This window comes from Bradyrhizobium australafricanum, from assembly GCF_020329495.1.
GTDB lineage: Bacteria > Pseudomonadota > Alphaproteobacteria > Rhizobiales > Xanthobacteraceae > Bradyrhizobium > Bradyrhizobium australafricanum.
Map to the genome: position 1 here is coordinate 25,586 of NZ_JAGKJL010000069.1, position 16,504 is coordinate 42,089.

At 65.2% G+C, this 16,504-nt stretch carries 14 protein-coding genes and 1 pseudogene; 10 read left to right on the top strand and 5 right to left on the bottom strand.

What is annotated here, in order from left to right:
* Positions 1–78 precede the first annotated feature (78 nt).
* On the top strand, positions 79–1,329 hold the full coding sequence (locus tag J6525_RS38320; RefSeq protein ID WP_225648512.1) for a Zn-dependent hydrolase: 1,251 nt from the start codon (positions 79–81) through the stop codon (positions 1,327–1,329).
* Positions 1,330–1,360: 31 nt separating this feature from the next.
* Complete coding sequence (locus J6525_RS38325) at positions 1,361–2,272, top strand: NAD(P)-dependent oxidoreductase (RefSeq protein WP_225648513.1); 912 nt, start codon at positions 1,361–1,363, stop codon at positions 2,270–2,272.
* A 581-nt stretch (positions 2,273–2,853) separates the two neighbouring features.
* Here the strand turns inward: J6525_RS38325 and J6525_RS38330 are convergent.
* Entirely contained in the window at positions 2,854–3,933 is a 1,080-nt protein-coding gene (locus J6525_RS38330; protein WP_057017663.1) for a tartrate dehydrogenase, read from the bottom strand.
* A gap of 169 nt (positions 3,934–4,102) precedes the next feature.
* Between J6525_RS38330 and J6525_RS38335 the strand changes: the two genes are divergently transcribed.
* Positions 4,103–4,876 carry an SDR family oxidoreductase gene (locus tag J6525_RS38335; protein WP_225648514.1) on the top strand — a complete coding sequence of 258 codons (774 nt, stop codon included), beginning with the start codon at positions 4,103–4,105 and terminating at the stop codon, positions 4,874–4,876.
* 347 nt (positions 4,877–5,223) lie between these two features.
* Here the strand turns inward: J6525_RS38335 and J6525_RS38340 are convergent, their stop codons facing one another.
* A complete protein-coding gene (locus tag J6525_RS38340; RefSeq protein ID WP_225648515.1) occupies positions 5,224–6,075 on the bottom strand; it encodes an alpha/beta hydrolase in 852 nt (283 codons plus the stop codon).
* Between the two features lie 89 nt (positions 6,076–6,164).
* On the opposite strand from J6525_RS38340, the gene J6525_RS38345 reads away from it, so the two are divergent.
* On the top strand, positions 6,165–7,589 hold the full coding sequence (locus J6525_RS38345; protein ID WP_225648516.1) for an amidase: 1,425 nt from the start codon (positions 6,165–6,167) through the stop codon (positions 7,587–7,589).
* A 203-nt stretch (positions 7,590–7,792) separates the two neighbouring features.
* Here the strand turns inward: J6525_RS38345 and J6525_RS38350 are convergent, their stop codons facing one another.
* Positions 7,793–8,425: a TetR/AcrR family transcriptional regulator gene (locus tag J6525_RS38350; RefSeq protein WP_092083280.1), complete on the bottom strand. Its 633-nt coding sequence runs from the start codon at positions 8,423–8,425 to the stop codon at positions 7,793–7,795.
* Between the two features lie 207 nt (positions 8,426–8,632).
* Between J6525_RS38350 and J6525_RS38355 the strand changes: the two genes are divergently transcribed.
* From J6525_RS38355 to J6525_RS38375, 5 genes are all read left to right on the top strand, one after another.
* On the top strand, positions 8,633–8,839 hold the full coding sequence (locus tag J6525_RS38355; RefSeq protein WP_016842874.1) for a ferredoxin: 207 nt from the start codon (positions 8,633–8,635) through the stop codon (positions 8,837–8,839).
* Positions 8,840–8,913: 74 nt separating this feature from the next.
* A complete protein-coding gene (locus J6525_RS38360) occupies positions 8,914–10,140 on the top strand; it encodes a cytochrome P450 (protein ID WP_225648517.1) in 1,227 nt (408 codons plus the stop codon).
* A gap of 81 nt (positions 10,141–10,221) precedes the next feature.
* Positions 10,222–11,544: an MFS transporter gene (locus J6525_RS38365; RefSeq protein WP_225648518.1), complete on the top strand. Its 1,323-nt coding sequence runs from the start codon at positions 10,222–10,224 to the stop codon at positions 11,542–11,544.
* 12 nt (positions 11,545–11,556) lie between these two features.
* Positions 11,557–12,219, top strand: coding sequence for a sulfite oxidase-like oxidoreductase (locus J6525_RS38370; RefSeq protein ID WP_092083276.1), 663 nt, complete (start codon positions 11,557–11,559; stop codon positions 12,217–12,219).
* Between the two features lie 28 nt (positions 12,220–12,247).
* Entirely contained in the window at positions 12,248–13,468 is a 1,221-nt protein-coding gene (locus J6525_RS38375) for a bifunctional alpha/beta hydrolase/OsmC family protein (RefSeq protein ID WP_225648519.1), read from the top strand.
* Between the two features lie 181 nt (positions 13,469–13,649).
* Here J6525_RS38375 and pdxR read toward each other — a convergent pair whose 3' ends face one another.
* On the bottom strand, positions 13,650–15,134 hold the full coding sequence (pdxR, locus tag J6525_RS38380; RefSeq protein WP_225648520.1) for a MocR-like pyridoxine biosynthesis transcription factor PdxR: 1,485 nt from the start codon (positions 15,132–15,134) through the stop codon (positions 13,650–13,652).
* A 47-nt stretch (positions 15,135–15,181) separates the two neighbouring features.
* Here pdxR and J6525_RS38385 point away from each other — a divergent pair, with 47 nt between their 5' ends.
* The gene (locus J6525_RS38385) at positions 15,182–16,123 is read left to right on the top strand and encodes a DMT family transporter (RefSeq protein ID WP_092083273.1); all 942 of its coding nucleotides are present in this window, start codon (positions 15,182–15,184) and stop codon (positions 16,121–16,123) included.
* 115 nt (positions 16,124–16,238) lie between these two features.
* Here J6525_RS38385 and J6525_RS38390 read toward each other — a convergent pair.
* Positions 16,239–16,504: pseudogene (locus J6525_RS38390) on the bottom strand (dienelactone hydrolase family protein); the annotation flags it as partial.

Here is a 16,504-nt window from a genome sequence, read left to right on the forward strand (position 1 = left end):
CATAATGCGCAATTGCGCATTAGGGTTCGATGCTGACGCATCGCCCCGGAATGACGAAAATAAAAATGGACTGACGACATGAGCCGAGCCGCCACCAACCTGCAGATCGATTCCGCCCGCCTCTGGGGCACCATCCACGAAACCGCGCAGTTCGGTGCAACGCCCAAGGGCGGTGTGCGGCGGCTGACCTTGAGCGCCGAAGACAAGCAGGTGCGCGACTGGTTCCGCAAGGCGTGCGAGGACGCCGGCCTCGAGGTGCAGGTCGACGCGCTCGGCTCGATGTTCGGGTTGCGGAAAGGACGGGACATGTCGAAGCCGCCGATCGGCGTCGGCTCGCATCTCGACACCCAGCCGACCGGCGGCAAATATGACGGCGTGCTCGGCACGCTGGCGGCGCTCGAAATGGTGCGCACGCTGAACGATGCCGGGATCGAGACCGAGCTGCCGATCTGCATCTGCAACTGGACCAATGAGGAAGGCTCGCGCTTCGCGCCGGCGATGATGGCCTCGGCCGCCTATGTCGGCGACTTCACCACCGACGACATCCTGTCGCGCAAGGACGCCGAGGGCGTCACGGTGGCGCAGGCGCTGGACACGATCGGTTATCGCGGCGACGCCCCGGTCGGCCGCCAGAAGTTCACCAGCTTCGTCGAGCTGCATATCGAGCAGGGCCCGATCCTGGAGGCCGAGGGCAAGACCATCGGCGTGGTCGATTCCGGCCAGGGCGTGTTGTGGTACGACGGCAAGATCGTCGGCTTCGAGAGCCATGCCGGCTCGACCCCGATGCCGCTGCGCCGCGATGCGCTGGCGACGCTGTCGGAGATCGTGCTGGCGATGGAGAGCATCGCGAAGAAGCACGGCCCGAAGGCGGTCGGCACCATCGGCGAGGCCGTGATCGCCGCGCCCTCGCGCAACGTCATCCCCGGCGAGATCGCCTTCACGGTGGATTGCCGCAGCGCCGACGCTGCGATCATGGATGCGCTGGACCGCGACCTGCGTGCCGCCGTGGGCGAGATCGCAGCAAAGCGCAAGGTCGAGGTGCAGCTTGATCTCGTCTGGCGCAAGGCGCCGACGCATTTCGACCCCAAGCTGGTCGACGCGGTCGAGAACGCCGCCAAGCAGCTCGGCTATTCGCACCGCCGCATCACCTCGGGCGCCGGCCACGACGCCTGCAACCTCAACACGGTGATGCCGGCAGCCATGGTGTTCGTGCCCTGCAAGGACGGCATCAGCCATAACGAGCTGGAAGACGCGACGCAGACCGATTGCGCCGCCGGCGCCAACGTCCTGATGCATACAGTGCTGGCGCTCGCCGGCGTCGCGTCCTGATCTTACTTTTTCCTCATCGATGGAGGCTTTCGTGCGCGCAGTGTTTGTCGACGCCAATGAATCGCTTGCTGTCATCACGGAGCGGTTGGAAAAGCCCGGCGATCCCAGGATGCGGATCAACCGCAACCCCGACATCAAGTCCGAGGACTATCCGGCGGTGCTCGACGGCGCCGAGATCGCGGTGGTCGACCACACCGCGCTGCCGACCGATGTTGCGAAGAAGTGCGCCGGCCTGAAGCACGTCGTGTTCCTCGGCACCGGCGCGCGCAGCTACATGAACCCGGAAGAGCTCGCCGAGCTCGGCATCTCCGTGCACCTGATCAAGGGCTATGGCGACACCGCGGTCGCGGAATCCGCGATCGCGCTGATGTGGTCGTCGGCGCGCGTGATCGCGCAGATGGACCGCGAGATGCGCGCCGGCAACTGGCTGCGCGAGGACGGCATGCAGCTCACCGGCAAGACACTCGGCCTGGTCGGCTTCGGCGGCATCGCCGCCGAGGTCGCCCGCATCGCACTCGGCAGCGGCATGAAGGTGATCGCCTGGAACCGGTCGTCCAAGAACCATCCGGGTGTCGAATTCGTCGATCTCGACACCGTGCTGGCGAGCAGCGACGTGGTTTCGATCCACCTGCTGCTGAATGACGAGACCCGCGGCCTGATCACCCGCGACAAGATCGCGAAGATGAAAAAGGGTGTGGTGCTGATCAACACCGCGCGCGGCGCGATCGTCGACGAGCAGGCGATGATCGATGCGCTCAATTCGGGCCACATCCGCCACGCCGGCCTCGACGTCTACAACATCGAGCCGCTGCCAAAGGATCACCCGCTGACCAAGATCCCGAACGTGACGCTGTCGGCGCACTCCGCCTTCCGCACGCCCGAGGCGAGCGAGAATTTGATCCACGCGGCGTGGGAGCACTGCCGCAGGATCGTGAAGGGGTAATTTCACCGTCGTCCCGGCCAAGCCAACGGGTCGGCGCAAAGCGCCGCCCGATGACAGGCTCCGCGCGAGCCGGGACCCATAACCACCGCTCCACATTGTCGCAAACGCTGGGTCCACAGCGAGCCCTAACACAAGCCCCTGTGGTTATGGGTCCCTGCGAAAGCACTAGCGTATATACATATCCTCCGCAGTCTTTGCGGAGTCTTCTCAAAGAGTTGGCCGAAAACCGCAGAGAACTTACTCATCTGCACTAGGGTTGCGCCCGCCGATTTCGGCTCTCGCCTAGTAGCTAACCCCTTGATGATGAGTCGGTTTTCTAGCCTCGAAGAGATGTGTAAATGCCCTAGTGCTTTCGCAGGGACGACAGTGGCCGTAGGGGGGCTAACCCGCCCTACGCAGATTGCGAAGCAATCAATAATGACGTCGTCCTGGACAAGCGAGCGTAGCGAGCGCGATCCAGGAGCCATTACCACCGGCCTGCGTCATCGCGCAGGGCGGTGGTCAGATCCAGCAACACAACAAGCACTCGGGGTAATGGGTCCTGGCTTTCGCCAGGACGACCCCGTGCTTGACGGCGTAGCCTAATCCACCATCTCGGCGACGGCCTTGCCGCACGCCGTGGTGTCGGCATTGCCGCCGAGATCGCGCGTGCGCAGCGTGCGTTCGCCGAGCGTGCGCTCGATCGCGCCAACAATCGCAGCAGCCGCCTGCTTCTCGCCGAGATGCTCCAGCATCATCGCGCCCGACCAGATCATGCCGATCGGGTTGGCAATGCCCTGCCCGGCAATGTCGGGCGCCGAGCCGTGCACCGGCTCGAACACCGAGGGGAAATCGCCTTCCGGATTGATGTTGCCCGACGGCGCGATGCCGATCGTGCCGGTGCAGGCCGGGCCGAGATCGGAAAGGATGTCCCCGAACAAATTGGAGCCGACCACGACGTCGAACCAGTCCGGATGCAGCACGAAGTTCGCGGTCAGGATGTCGATGTGGTACTTGTCCCACTTCACGCCCGGATACTTCTTGGCCATCGCCTCCACGCGCTCGTCCCAATAAGGCATGGTGATGGAGATGCCGTTCGACTTGGTCGCCGAGGTCAGATGCTTCTTCGGCCGCGACTGCGCCAGATCGAACGCGAATTTCAGGATGCGGTCGACGCCGGTGCGGGTCATCACGGTCTGCTGCGTGACGAATTCGCGGTCGGTGTCCGGGAACATGCGGCCGCCGACGGACGAGTATTCGCCCTCGGTGTTCTCGCGCACCACCCAGAAATCGATGTCGCCGGGCTTGCGGTTCGCCAGCGGCGACGGCACGCCGGGCATCAGCCGCACCGGGCGCAAATTGACGTACTGGTCGAACTCGCGGCGGAATTTTATGAGCGACCCCCACAACGAGATATGGTCGGGTATTTTCGCCGGCCAGCCGACCGCGCCGAAGTAGATCGCATCATGCTTGCCGATCTGGTTCTTCCAGTCGGCCGGCATCATCTCGCCGTGCTTCTCGTAATAGTCGTAGGAGGCGAAGTCGAAATGGTCGAACTTCACGTCGACGCCGTGCTTCTTCGCCGCCGCCTCGATGACGCGCAGGCCCTCCGGCATCACTTCCTTGCCGATGCCGTCACCGGGAATGACCGCAATCCGATACTGCTTCTTTGCGCTGCTCATCGAGAACACCCTTGTGATTTGCCCGGCCGGCAATGCCGCCTATTCTGATGAACCTGCAATGGACCAAACTTCGCGCGAGCGCAACGCTGCAGTGCAGTGTTGACCGCGGCGCGACCCTGCCCCACCAAATTCGCCGACACCCCACTCCTCATACCAAGCGAGACATCCCATGGATCTGCATCTGCGCGGCAAGCGTGTCCTGATCACCGGCGCCTCCAAGGGCATTGGCGCGGCCGCTGCCGAAGCCTTTGCCGAGGAAGGCGCCAACCTCCTGCTCGCCGCCCGCAACGGCGACCAGCTCAAGGCGCTCGCCGAGCGGCTGCGCTCCGCGCACCAGATATCTGCCGCGACCAGCGTGGTGGATCTGCGCAAGTCCGAGGATCTCGCGCGCCTCGCCGGGGAGGCTGCGGACATCGATATCCTCGTCAACAATGCCGGCGATATCCCCGGCGGCTCGATCGACAAGATCGATGAGGCGACCTGGCGGCACGCCTGGGAACTCAAGGTGTTCGGCTATGTCAACCTGACGCGCGCGATCTATGCCCAGATGAAGGCGCGCGGCGGCGTGATCGTCAATGACATCGGCGCGGCCGGCGAGAAGTTCGACGCCAATTACATCTGCGGCAGCGCCGGCAATGCCGCGCTGATGGCGTTCACCCGCGCGCTCGGCGGCAAGAGCATCGCCGACAATATCCGCGTCGTCGGCATCAATCCCGGCCCGGTCGGGACCGACCGCCACGTCACGCTGCTCAAGACCCGCGCCAAGAACCAGTTCGGCGACGAGAACCGCTACAAGGAATTCCAGAAGGGCCTGCCGCTCGGCCGGCCCGCACATGCACGCGAGATCGGCGACCTGATGGCGTTCCTCGCCTCCGACCGCGCCGGCTATACGTCGGGCGTGATCTACACGGTGGATGGCGGGCTGACATCGGGGTGGGGTTAGAAATCGCCCCGTCCGCTTGTACCGCCGTCATCCTGAGGAGCCGCGCCTTGCGCGGCGTCTCGAAGGATGGGCCACGGGCTACGTCATCCTTCGAGGCTCGCCGAAGAGGCTCCCACTCGGGATGACGGGGATGCAGCGCAATCTCTCCCCTCGTCGTCCCGGCGAAAGCCGGGACCCATAACCACAGGATTGAGTTGTTAGAACGCTGTGGCCCCAGCGTCGTGCAACAACTACCTTCGGTGGTTATGGGTCCCGGCTTTCGCCGGGACGACATCGAGTATGTTGCGTCATCGAGAGGCATACGTTCACGGTCTCTCATGATGGCGTCAGCTGGCGCTAGGATGACGCTATCCCGCCGTCCGCTCGAACAGCTGCCGGATCAGCGTCGTGATCCGGCCCTGCGGCGCCAGCATCTGGTTCATGATGGAGAAATGATCGGCGCCGGCGATCTCCTCATAGGTCACCGGCAAGCCGTAACGGGCGCGATGGCCGGCGAAATCGGCGGTCTGCTTGCGCAGCAGCGGCAATTCGGCGCTGCCGACCACCAGCGACAGCGGCTTTGCCGTGCCGCCATCCGCCATCATCGGCGAGTTGCGCTGCGACGCCGCTTCGTCGAGCTTGAGCTTCTCGTTGAGGTAGGAATGCCTGATCGGCTCGAGGTCGTAGATACCCGAGATCGCCATACCGGCCCGGACATGGGCGTTCGACAGCGCCAGCGATGTCAGATGTCCGCCGGCCGACCAGCCCGACACCACGATGCCCTCGGCAGCGCCCCCGAGCGCGGGCAACTGCCCGGCCAGAAAGTCGATGCCGGCATGGATCTCGGCGACGATGTCATCGAGCGTCGCATCCGGCGCGAGCGTATAGCCGATCAGCGCGACATTGATGCCATGGGCCATCGGCCCCTCGGCGAAGATCGTGAACACTTCCTTGGCACGGGTCTGCCAATAGCCGCCGTGGATGAACAGCAGCGTCGGCGCGCCGTCGCGTGCCTTCAGGAAATCGATCCGGTTGCGCTCGCGCGAGCCGTATCTGAGGTCGAGATGGCCGGCGTACTTTTGCCGCAGTGCCGCCGAGCGCTGCTCCCAGCCCGCAGCGATTTCGGCGCTGCCCTTGACGGCAACGCCGTTGTTCAGACCGAGATCGCGCTCCTGTTGGCTCATCGCGCGCCAGTCCAGCGCGGAAAACAACGCTGCCATCCCTGCCCCTTTCCGTTCACGTCGCATTGCCACGACGGCAGGAAATGTTCTACAGCACAAGCAAACAGAAGGCATAGGAGCAACGGTGCATGGCTGATCAGGGCTTGGTGAAGGAAACGGCGTGTGCCGTCGTCGAGAAGCTGAAGGCCGGTGACGTCACGCCGCTCGATCTGCTCGACGTGCTGGAGACGCGCATCGCCGAAGTGGACGGCAAGGTCAACGCGCTGCCGACGCTGTGCTTCGACCGCGCCCGCAGCCACGCCAAGGCCCTGATGCAGACACCGGTCAGCGAGCGCGGCCTGCTCGCGGGCCTTCCCGTTCCGATCAAGGATCTCACCGCCGTCTCCGGCGTGCTGACCACGCTGGGCTCGCCGATCTTCAAGGACAACGTCCCGGCGAAGTCGGACATCCTGGTCGAGCGCCTCGAACAGAATGGCGGCGTGATCTACGCCAAGTCGAACACGCCGGAATTCGGCGCCGGCGCCAACACCTTCAACGAGGTGTTCGGCCCGACCCGCAATCCCTGGGACACATCGCGCTCGGCCGCCGGCTCCTCCGGCGGCGCCGCGGCTGCACTGGCGAGCGGCACCGCGTGGCTGGCGCACGGCTCCGACATGGGCGGCAGCCTGCGCAACCCGGCGAGCTTCTGCGGCATCGTCGGCCTCCGGCCGTCGATCGGCCGCGTCGCGCAGACGCCGAAATTCGGCGTCGACCGCACGCTCGGCCAGCAGGGACCGATGGCACGCAATGTCGAGGACCTCGCGCTGCTGCTCGACGCGATGAGCGGCGAGCATGCCGCCGATCCGCTGTCGCTGCCCGCACTGCCGACGTCGTTCCTGTCGGCGGCGCGGTCAGGCAGCAAGCCGAAGCGCATCGCCTATTCGCCCGATCTCGGCATCACGCCGGTCGATCCCGAGGTCAGGGCCGTGACCCGCAAGGCGGCGGAGCGGTTTGCGGAAGCCGGTGCGATCGTCGAGGAGGCGCATCCCGATCTGCGCGAAGCCCATGAATGCTTCCACGTGTTGCGCGCGTTCGATTTCGCAATCAGCAAGGCCGAATTGCTGCGCACCAAGCGCGATTTGCTGAAGCCCGAGGTGATCTGGAATATCGAGGAAGGGTTGAAGCTCACGGTCGAGAAGCTCGAACGCGCCGAGGCGCAGCGCGTCGCGATGACGGCACGTGCGCTCGAATTCTTCGACAAGTACGACCTGCTGCTGGCGCCCGCGACCATCGTGGCGCCATTCCCGGTCGAGAACCGCTATGTCGCCGAGTGCGACGGCAAGAAGTTCGACAACTACGTCGAATGGCTCGGCATCGTCTACGCGATCACGCTGGCCTGCTGCCCGGCGCTGTCGCTGCCCTGCGGCTTCACCGCCTCGGGCCTGCCCGTCGGCCTGCAAATGGTCGCAAAGCCGCGTGCCGAGGCGCAGCTGCTGGCCGGCGCGAAAGTGCTGGAGGACATTCTGGGCGTGCGCGGCACCACGCCGATCGATCCGCGGCCGCCGCGATCCTGACCCCTATGGTGGAGAGGTGGGCGACACCCTCCACTTCGTCATTGCGAGCGAAGCGAAGCAATCCATTGTCACCGAGCACGCAGAACGATGGATTGCTTCGTCGCTTCAGCGCAAAATTGCTCTGCAATTTTGTCGCGAGCCCCTCGCAATGATGGGGCTACCTATCTCTATGGGACAAAGGGATAGGCTGCAGACGATCTGCCCTACGCCTTATCTTCGGTCGCCTGCAGCGCCACGGTGAGTGCCGCCTTGGTCTGCTCGACGATTTCGTCCAGCAACTCCTCGCGGCTGATCTGCGCGGACTCGCCGGTCAGCAGGCCCTGCTCGGCGAGCATCACGATGCCGTGCAGCCCGGCCCAGATCTTCAGCGCCTGCCGCTCGCGCAAGAGCCCGACCGCCGGCGCCTCGAACGACTCGATCAGCAGTGCCAGCGTTTCCATCGCCGCGGTGTGCAGTTCGCTGCCCTTCGGCGCGCAGGCCATGGTGCGCGACGCGAACATCAGCCGGTAGATGCCGTGGCGCTCGAGCCCGAAGGCGAGCGCCGCCTGGGCAAAGCGCGACAGTTTCGAGCCCTTGCCCGACTGCTCGATCGCCTCGCGCATGATCACGTTGAACTGCCGAAACGCTTCCGCGGTCACCGCCTCCAGCAGCGCCTCGCGGTCGGCGAAATGCCGGTACGGCGCCGGCTGCGAGACGCCGAGCTGCTTGGCCAGCGCCTTGATGCTGATCGCCTCGGGACCACCGAGTTCGACCTCGCGTAACGCGGCCTGGATCAGGGCTTCGCGGAGGTCGCCATGGTGGTAGGTTTTGAACGGCTTACGAACGATTTGTCCCATTGCGGCAATGATCGCTGAATTTTCGCTTGACGCGCAAGCGCGACGATAATGTAATATACTATAACTTGGTGATCCGGTTAAGAGGCCGGCCGCCCAAGCAAGCCAAGAGCTTGCCTAAACAAGAACTTGCCTAAACAAGGCTTGCATAAACCGGAATGAGGAACCCGGCGCAACCCACAATGCGCCAGAGCCGAGGGAGGTGCTTGCATGTCCAAGCTCAGAATCCGCGTCGACCAGGACAAGTGCCAGGGTCACGCCCGCTGCAAATCACTCGCCCCCGAACTGTTCGAGCTCGACGAATACGGCAACGCCCATGAGGTCGGCGACGGGACGGTCCCGGCCGGGCTCGAGGACAAGGCCTGGCTCGCGCAGACCAATTGCCCGGAAATCGCGATCGAAGTCACCGAGGAATGACGGCCAGCCGGGGACGGCCGTGCGCCGCCCGTTGAGCCAACCAGCGTTTGATCGAACGAGAAGGAAACGAGCTGATGTCCGATTCCCCGTCCGCAAGCTATCTGCCCGAACATCCCCCGGTCTCCGACTGGGTCCATGATTTCGACCATACCGATCCGGTCTGGACCGACGACCCGTTCCCGATCTGGGAGACGCTGCGCGCGGCTTCGCCCGTCGTGCATACCGAGCGCTTCCTCGGCTGCTACATGCCGACCACCTATCGGGCGGTGAAGGAGATCGCCTACGACACCGAGCACTTCTCCTCGCGCCGCGTCATCGTGCGCGACATCCGCCCCGAGATCACCGCTCGCGCGCCGCCGATCACCTCCGATCCGCCGGAGCACAAGCCCGCCAAGCAGGTGCTGCTGCCGCCGTTCACGCCGGACGCGATGAAGCGGCTGGAGCCGCGGGTGCGCGCGATCTGCAACGAGCTGATCGACGAATTCATCGCCGATGGCCATTGCGACGCCGCCGCGCGCTACACCAAGCACATCCCGGTGCGCGCCATCGCCCACATGCTGGGAATTCCCGAGAAGGACGGCGACCTGTTCATCAAATGGATCCACCAGATCCTCGAGCTCGGCATCAAGAACGAAGACGAGCTGATGAACGGCGTGCGCGAGATGACCGGCTACTTCGTGGCCCATCTCAAGCAGCGCAAGCTCGAGCCGGGCGACGATCTGATCTCGCAGCTGCTGCGGGCCAAGGGCCCCGGCGGCCAGCCGCTCACCGACGAGCATGTGCTCGGCTCGCTGCGGCTGCTCTTGATCGCCGGCATCGATACCACCTGGAGCGCGATCGGCTCCTCGCTCTGGCACCTCGCCAAGACGCCGGCCGATCGCGAGCGCCTGATCGCGGAGCCGGCACTGATCCCGACCGCGATCGAGGAATTCCTGCGCGCCTATTCGCCGGTGACGATGGCGCGCGAGGTGATGAAGGAGACCACGATCTCCGGCTGCCCGGTGAAGGCGGGCAACATGGTGCTGTTGTCCTTCCCCGCCGCCAATCGCGATCCTGCCATGTTCCCCGATGCGGACAAGGTGGTGATCGACCGCAAGGAGAACCGCCACGCCGCCTTCGGCCTCGGCATCCACCGTTGCGTCGGTTCCAACCTCGCGCGGATGGAGATGCAGGTCGCGATCGAGGAATGGCTGAAGCGAATCCCTGATTTCCGGCTCGATCCGGCCGGCAAGGTCACCTGGTCGGAAGGCACGGTGCGCGGCCCGCGTCAACTGCCTGTTCTGTTCGGCAGCAACGCCTGAGGAACCCAACAGCGGTTACATCGCGTCACCCAATGAGGTAGCTTGCCCCGGAATCGAACCGACGAGTCCGGGAGCAATGCCATGACCCAACAAACCGCTCAGCCCGCGAGCGATCATCTCGACATCCACGACGTCGAGCGGCGGGTGAAGGCGATCTTCATCGGCTCGGTCGGCAATCTCGTCGAGTGGTACGATTTCTACGCCTACACGGCGTTTGCGCTGTATTTCGCGCCGGCATTCTTCCCGCACAGCGACCCGGTGGTGCAGCAGCTCAATGCGGCCGTGCTGTTTGCCGCGACCTTCCTGATGCGCCCGCTCGGCGGCTGGCTGTTCGGCTTCATCGCCGACCGCTATGGCCGGCGGCTGTCATTGACGCTCTCGGTGGTCTGCATGTGCTTCGGCTCGCTGATCATCGCGGTGACGCCGACCTATGCCTCGATCGGCATCGCGGCCCCGGCGATCCTGGCGCTGGCCCGCGTGATCGAGGGCCTGAGCCTCGGCGGCGAATATGGCGCCAGCGCCACCTATCTCAGCGAGGTCGCCGATCCCAAGCACCGCGGCTTCTATTCCAGCTTTCAGTATGTCACGCTGATCGGCGGCCAGCTCACCGCGATCATCGTGCTGCTGTTGCTGCAGAAGGTGTTTTTGACGCCGGACGAGCTGAAGGCCTGGGGCTGGCGGATTCCGTTCGTGATCGGCGCCATGCTCGCGATCGTCGCGGCGGTGATGCGCCGCAGCCTGCATGAGACCGAGGCCTTCGAGGAGGCCAAGAAGGTTTCCAAGCCGACCGGCTCGATCGTCGGCTTGTTGAACTATCCGCGCGAACTGCTGCTGGTGGTCGGCCTCACCGCCGGCGGCACCGCGGCGTTCTATACGTTCACCACCTACATGCAGACCTTCGTGAAGCTGTCGGTCGGCCTCACCGAGGACCAGACCACCTTCGTGATCTTCGGCTCGCTGATCTTCGCGACCATCCTGCAACCGACCTATGGCGGGCTCTCCGATAAAATCGGCCGCAAGCCGCTGCTGATCTTCTTCGGCATCGCCGGCACGCTCGGCACGATCCCGATCCTGACCGCGCTGAAGGATACCAAGTCGCCTTTCGTGGCCTTCCTTCTGATCTGCGGCGCCTGGATCTTCGTCGCCGGCTACACCTCGATCAACGCGATCGTGAAGGCCGAGCTGTTTCCGACCAATGTCCGCGCGCTCGGCGTCGGCCTGCCCTACGCCATCACCGTGTCGATCTTCGGCGGCACCGCGCCGGCGGTCGCGCTCTATTTCAAGAGCATCGGGCATGAGGACTGGTTCTACTACTATCTCAGCGGCATGATCTTCCTGTCGCTGCTGATCTACTCGACGATGCGCGATACCAAGCGCGACTCCGCCATGCATCGCCACGAATGATGACCTGACGCGATGACCGACGATCAGGAACCGCCCGAGAGCAAGCTGACGCGCAGCAAGCAGCGCTGGGCGCGCGAAGGCAAATTCCTCACCGGCAAGATCACCCGGCCGGAGGAGCAGCGCCTGCCGCCGGGCCAGCATCTGACGGCGGACTGGCCGGTGCTCGATCTCGGGCTGATGCCGAACATCTCCCAGGAGCGCTGGCGGCTCGACATCTACGGCGCGGTCGAGCAGACCATCTACTGGACCTGGCAGCACTTCATGGCGCAGCCGCAAACGCAATTCGTCTCCGACATTCACTGCGTCACGACCTGGTCGCGCTACGACAACCAGTGGGAAGGGCTCGCCACAAGCGACCTGCTCGCCGCCTGCCAGCCGCGCGAGGACGCGCGCTTCGTCGCGCTGCATTCCTATGACGGCTATACGACCAACCTGCCGCTCGAAGACTTTGCCGCCGAGGACGCGCTGCTCGCCCATAGCTGGTCGGGCAGGCCGCTGGAGCAGGAGCATGGCGGCCCGGTGCGGCTCGTGGTGCCCCACCTCTATTTCTGGAAGAGCGCGAAGTGGCTGCAGCGCATCGAATTCCTCACCGAGGACGCGCCCGGCTTCTGGGAGGTCCGTGGCTATCACAATCGCGGTGATCCCTGGGCCGAACAGCGCTATTCTGGCGACTGACACACCAACAGAATGATGGAGCCTGCCCGTGCCGCAAGAACGCTTTCAATTCACCGGTGTTGGCGGCCATCAGCTTGCTGCCGCACTTGATACCCCCGACGGGCCGATCAAGGCCTATGCGCTGTTCGCGCACTGCTTCACCTGCGGCAAGGATGTGCTGGCCGCGAAGCGCATCGCGGTCGCGCTCGCGGCCAAGGGCATCGCCACGCTGCGCTTCGACTTCACCGGCCTCGGCTCCAGCGAGGGCGAGTTCGCCAACTCGACCTTCTCGTCGAACGTCGCCGATCTGGTCCGCGCCGCCGACCATTTGCGCGCGACGCACAAGGCACCCACGATCCTGATCGGCCACAGCCTCGGCGGCGCCGCGATCCTCGCCGCCGCGGGTCAAATCCCCGAGGCCAAGGCGGTCGCGACCATCGCCGCACCCTCCGATCCCGTCCATGTCACGCATTTCTTCAGGGACCGGATCGAGGACATTCGCACGCAGGGCGAAGGCGAAGTCTCGCTCGCGGGCCGCCCGTTCCGCATCAAGCGCGAATTCCTCGACGACGTCGCCGAGCAGAACTTGATGGCGCAGGTAAAGCAGCTGCACAAGGCGCTGCTGATCATGCATTCGCCGACCGACGACACCGTCGGCATCGACAACGCCACGCATATCTTCAGCGCCGCCAGGCACCCCAAGAGCTTCGTCTCGCTGGCCGAGGCCGACCATCTCTTGAGCGGCAAACAGGATGCCGCCTATGTCGCCGACGTGATCGGCGCCTGGGCCGAACGCTACATCGATATCGCGCCACAGCCGGCGGCAGATACCGGCACTGCGCCACGCAACGTCGTGGTGCAGGAGACCCGCGCCGGCAAGTTTCAGCAGATCGTCACGGCAGGCCCGCATCGCATGCTGGCCGACGAGCCGATCGCCGTCGGCGGTCAGGATTCCGGCCCCGGGCCGTACGACTTCGTGCTGGCCGGGCTAGGCGCCTGCACCTCGATGACGATGCGGATGTATGCCGACCGCAAGTCGCTGCCGCTCGATCGCGTCACCGTAACGCTGACGCACAGCAAGATCTACGCGAAGGATTGCGAGGAGTGCGAGACCCGCGAGGGCATGCTCGACCAGATCGACCGCGTCATCAGGATCGAGGGCGAACTCGACGCCGACCAGCGCAAGCGGCTGATGGAGATCGCCGACAAGTGCCCGGTGCACAAGACGCTGACGTCGGAGATACGGATCGTCACCAGGGCGGCGGAGTGAGCCCGCGACGCAGCGGGAAAGGCCGAGCCGTAGCAGCATCTGGGCGGCGTCCCTCTCCCGCACGGGGGCCGTCGCAGGGGCGTGCTGAAAAATATCGAAAACAACCCCATGCAAAGGTGCCGGCGGCCGCCGGCGCTCGAAGGCAACTTGACACGTCGGGCAACTCAGGAATATTCTTCCATTATTCCGAAATCGTGCGAACGCCCCTCTCTCCACGCGCCGCGCTCTTGCCGGTCAGGCAGTTCGCCATGATCCGCACCGCGGCGCCGATCTCGTTCTCGCGCCAGGCGGCGAAGCCGAGCAACAGGCCGTGGTCGCGCGGCCGCTCCAGCGCGAGGCTCGACAGTGCGCGCACCTCGACGCCGGCGACCACCAGGCGCGTCACAGCATCCCGGTCCGCACGGCCATCCTTGAAACGGGCAATCAGCTGCATGCCGCCCGGCGGCACCTCGGCGGTGAGCACCTCGCCGAGCTGCCGCGCCAGCGCCGCCGCGAGGTGGTCGCGGCGCGCGCGATAGATCCGCCGCATCCGCCTGACATGCGCCAGGAAATACCCGTCGGCCATGAAGCCGGCCAGCGCCTCCTGGACATGCACGGAGGCGATCAGCCCGAGATGGCGCTGCGCGATCTCCATCGTCCGCGCCAGTGATGGCGGCACCACCAGATAGCCGATGCGGATATCGGCGGTCATCGCCTTGGCGAAGGTGCCGAGATAGAGCACGCGTCCCTCGCGATCGAGCCCCTGCAGCGCCGGCATCGGGCGACTGTCATAGTGAAACTCGCCGTCGTAATCGTCCTCGACGATCCAGGTCTTGCCGGGCTCGGCGGAAGCCAACAGCTCGGTGCGGCGTGCGACCGGCATCACGCGCCCTGTAGGGTGCTGATGTGACGGGGTCGCGAAGATAAGCTTCGGCGCGCGCGTCGCGCGCATCCGCATCATGCCCCATTGATCGAGCCTGACACCGACGACGTCGGCACCGGCGGCACGAAACGCCGCCGCCGCTCCGGGATAGCCGGGATCCTCGGTCCAGACCGCATCGCCGGCGACGATGGTGGTCGCGGCGATCAGCGTCAGCGCCGCCTGCGCCGTCGGCAGGATCAGGATCTGATCGGCCTCGGCGCGCACGCCGCGGCTGACTTCGAGATAATCGCACAAGGCTTCGCGCAGGCTCGACCGGTTGACCACGGTCTGGTCATTGAAGCGGCGGCGCAATGCGCTGCGACGCACGCAGCGCGCCCAGATCTCGTGCGGAAACTCGCGCGCATCCGCAAGCCCGGGACGGAGCGGCCGGAAATCCGCCTGGTAGGACAGCGGCCAATCGCTATCGGAGAGCTGCAAGGCCCAGGGCGACAGCAACGGTTTGCGGGCGGCATCACGGCGTGGCGCAGGCAGAGCCTTGGCGAAGCGCGCCTCGATGTCGTCGGTCACAACCGGCCGCCGCCGCGCCGCGACCCGTAGATACCCTTCGGCGACGAGCTGCTCATAGGCATGCGTTACGGTGTTGCGCGCCACGTCGAGCTCGGCCGCAAGGCTGCGGCTCGACGGCAGCATGGCGCCGCTCCTGATCCGGCCGCTCGCCATCAGCGCGCGCAGCTGCTGGGTCAACTGCGCGGCCAGCCCGGCGTCGTCCGATCGCTTCAGCGCGAGCAATTCGGAGAGGATCAATCTGGCTCCCTCATTCTACAAAATCTGGCCCTTTCGAGAGAGCCAGCATGATCCTATTCACGAGCGGTATCGCCCGCAAGGATTCTGCCGTGAACCGGTCCCTCTCCCCCGCCAGGGCCGCCGCCCTATTCATCGTCGTGGTGCTGGCCTGGGGCATCAACTGGTCGGTCACGAAATCGCTGGTCGAGGCGGTGCCGCCGCTGTGGACCGCCTCGATCCGCAGCTGGGTCGCCCTGATCGCCCTGCTGGTCATCCTGCGCGCCAGCGGCAATTTGATCATTCCGCGGATCGCCGATGTCCCGGTCGTGCTCAGCGTGGCGCTGCTGCACATGACGTTCTTCTCGACGCTGGTCGCCGCCGGCCTGCGCTATCTCCCGGCCAGCAAAGGCGTCGTGCTCGGCTACACCACGCCGCTCTGGGTCGCGCTCGCAGCAGGCGCCGCGCGGACGGAACGGCTCGGGACATTGAAGCTGATTGGCGTCGCCTCCGGTCTCGCCGGCCTCTGCGTGATCCTCAACCCGGCGTCGCTGGACTGGAGCAATCTGCATGTCCTCGCCGGCGCCGGCATGATCATCATCGCCGCAATCTGCTGGGCCGCGAACATCATCTATATCCGCTCGCACCGCTGGATCGCGACGCCGCTGCAGCTGTTGCTGTGGCAGGTGCTGGTCGCGACGCTGGTGCTGACGACGTCGGCGCTGGTCACCGAAGGCGTGCCCGAGGTGACCTGGTCGCCACACCTCCTGCTGCTGTTTCTCTATTCCGGCTTCATCGGCACGGCGCTGGCCTATTGGGCGATGTCCGTTGTCAACAAGAGCCTGCCGGCGCTGACCACCTCGCTCGGCACCACGGCAACGCCGATCGTCGGCATCGTGACCGCGGCACTCTTGCTCGGCGAGCCGATCGATCTTTCGCTGGCGATCGCCGCGGCGCTGATCGTCGGCGGCATCGCGCTGAGTTCGCTCGCGGACGCGCCGTCGCGTGCGTAATTAGGGCCTGTGCTCATAGATTCGTCACGTCCGCTTCGGTCTCGGAAGCTGACGTCGAAACCGACGCGCTGCATGTCGGCCTTGGGCCAATAGGCGACATCCGGTCGTCGCCCGATCATGGGAGTTGGAACGCCTTCTTGAAGATTGCCTTGACGGCTTGCTTGGCTTCACGGGTAGCGACCGGATCGTGGCCGATGTGCACGCCGTGCACGACGCACGTGTCCGTATAGGCGAATGGCCGCTTGGTGTCGGTGTTAATGAGCAGCCCATCGGCATCCTCTTCGATCAAGCAATTGCGCACACTCTGGTATCCAGGCTGCATCGCTGCAGGCTGCGCACCGAGCGGGTTGTCGAATGCGTGCGAGGCGTTTGGATACTCGG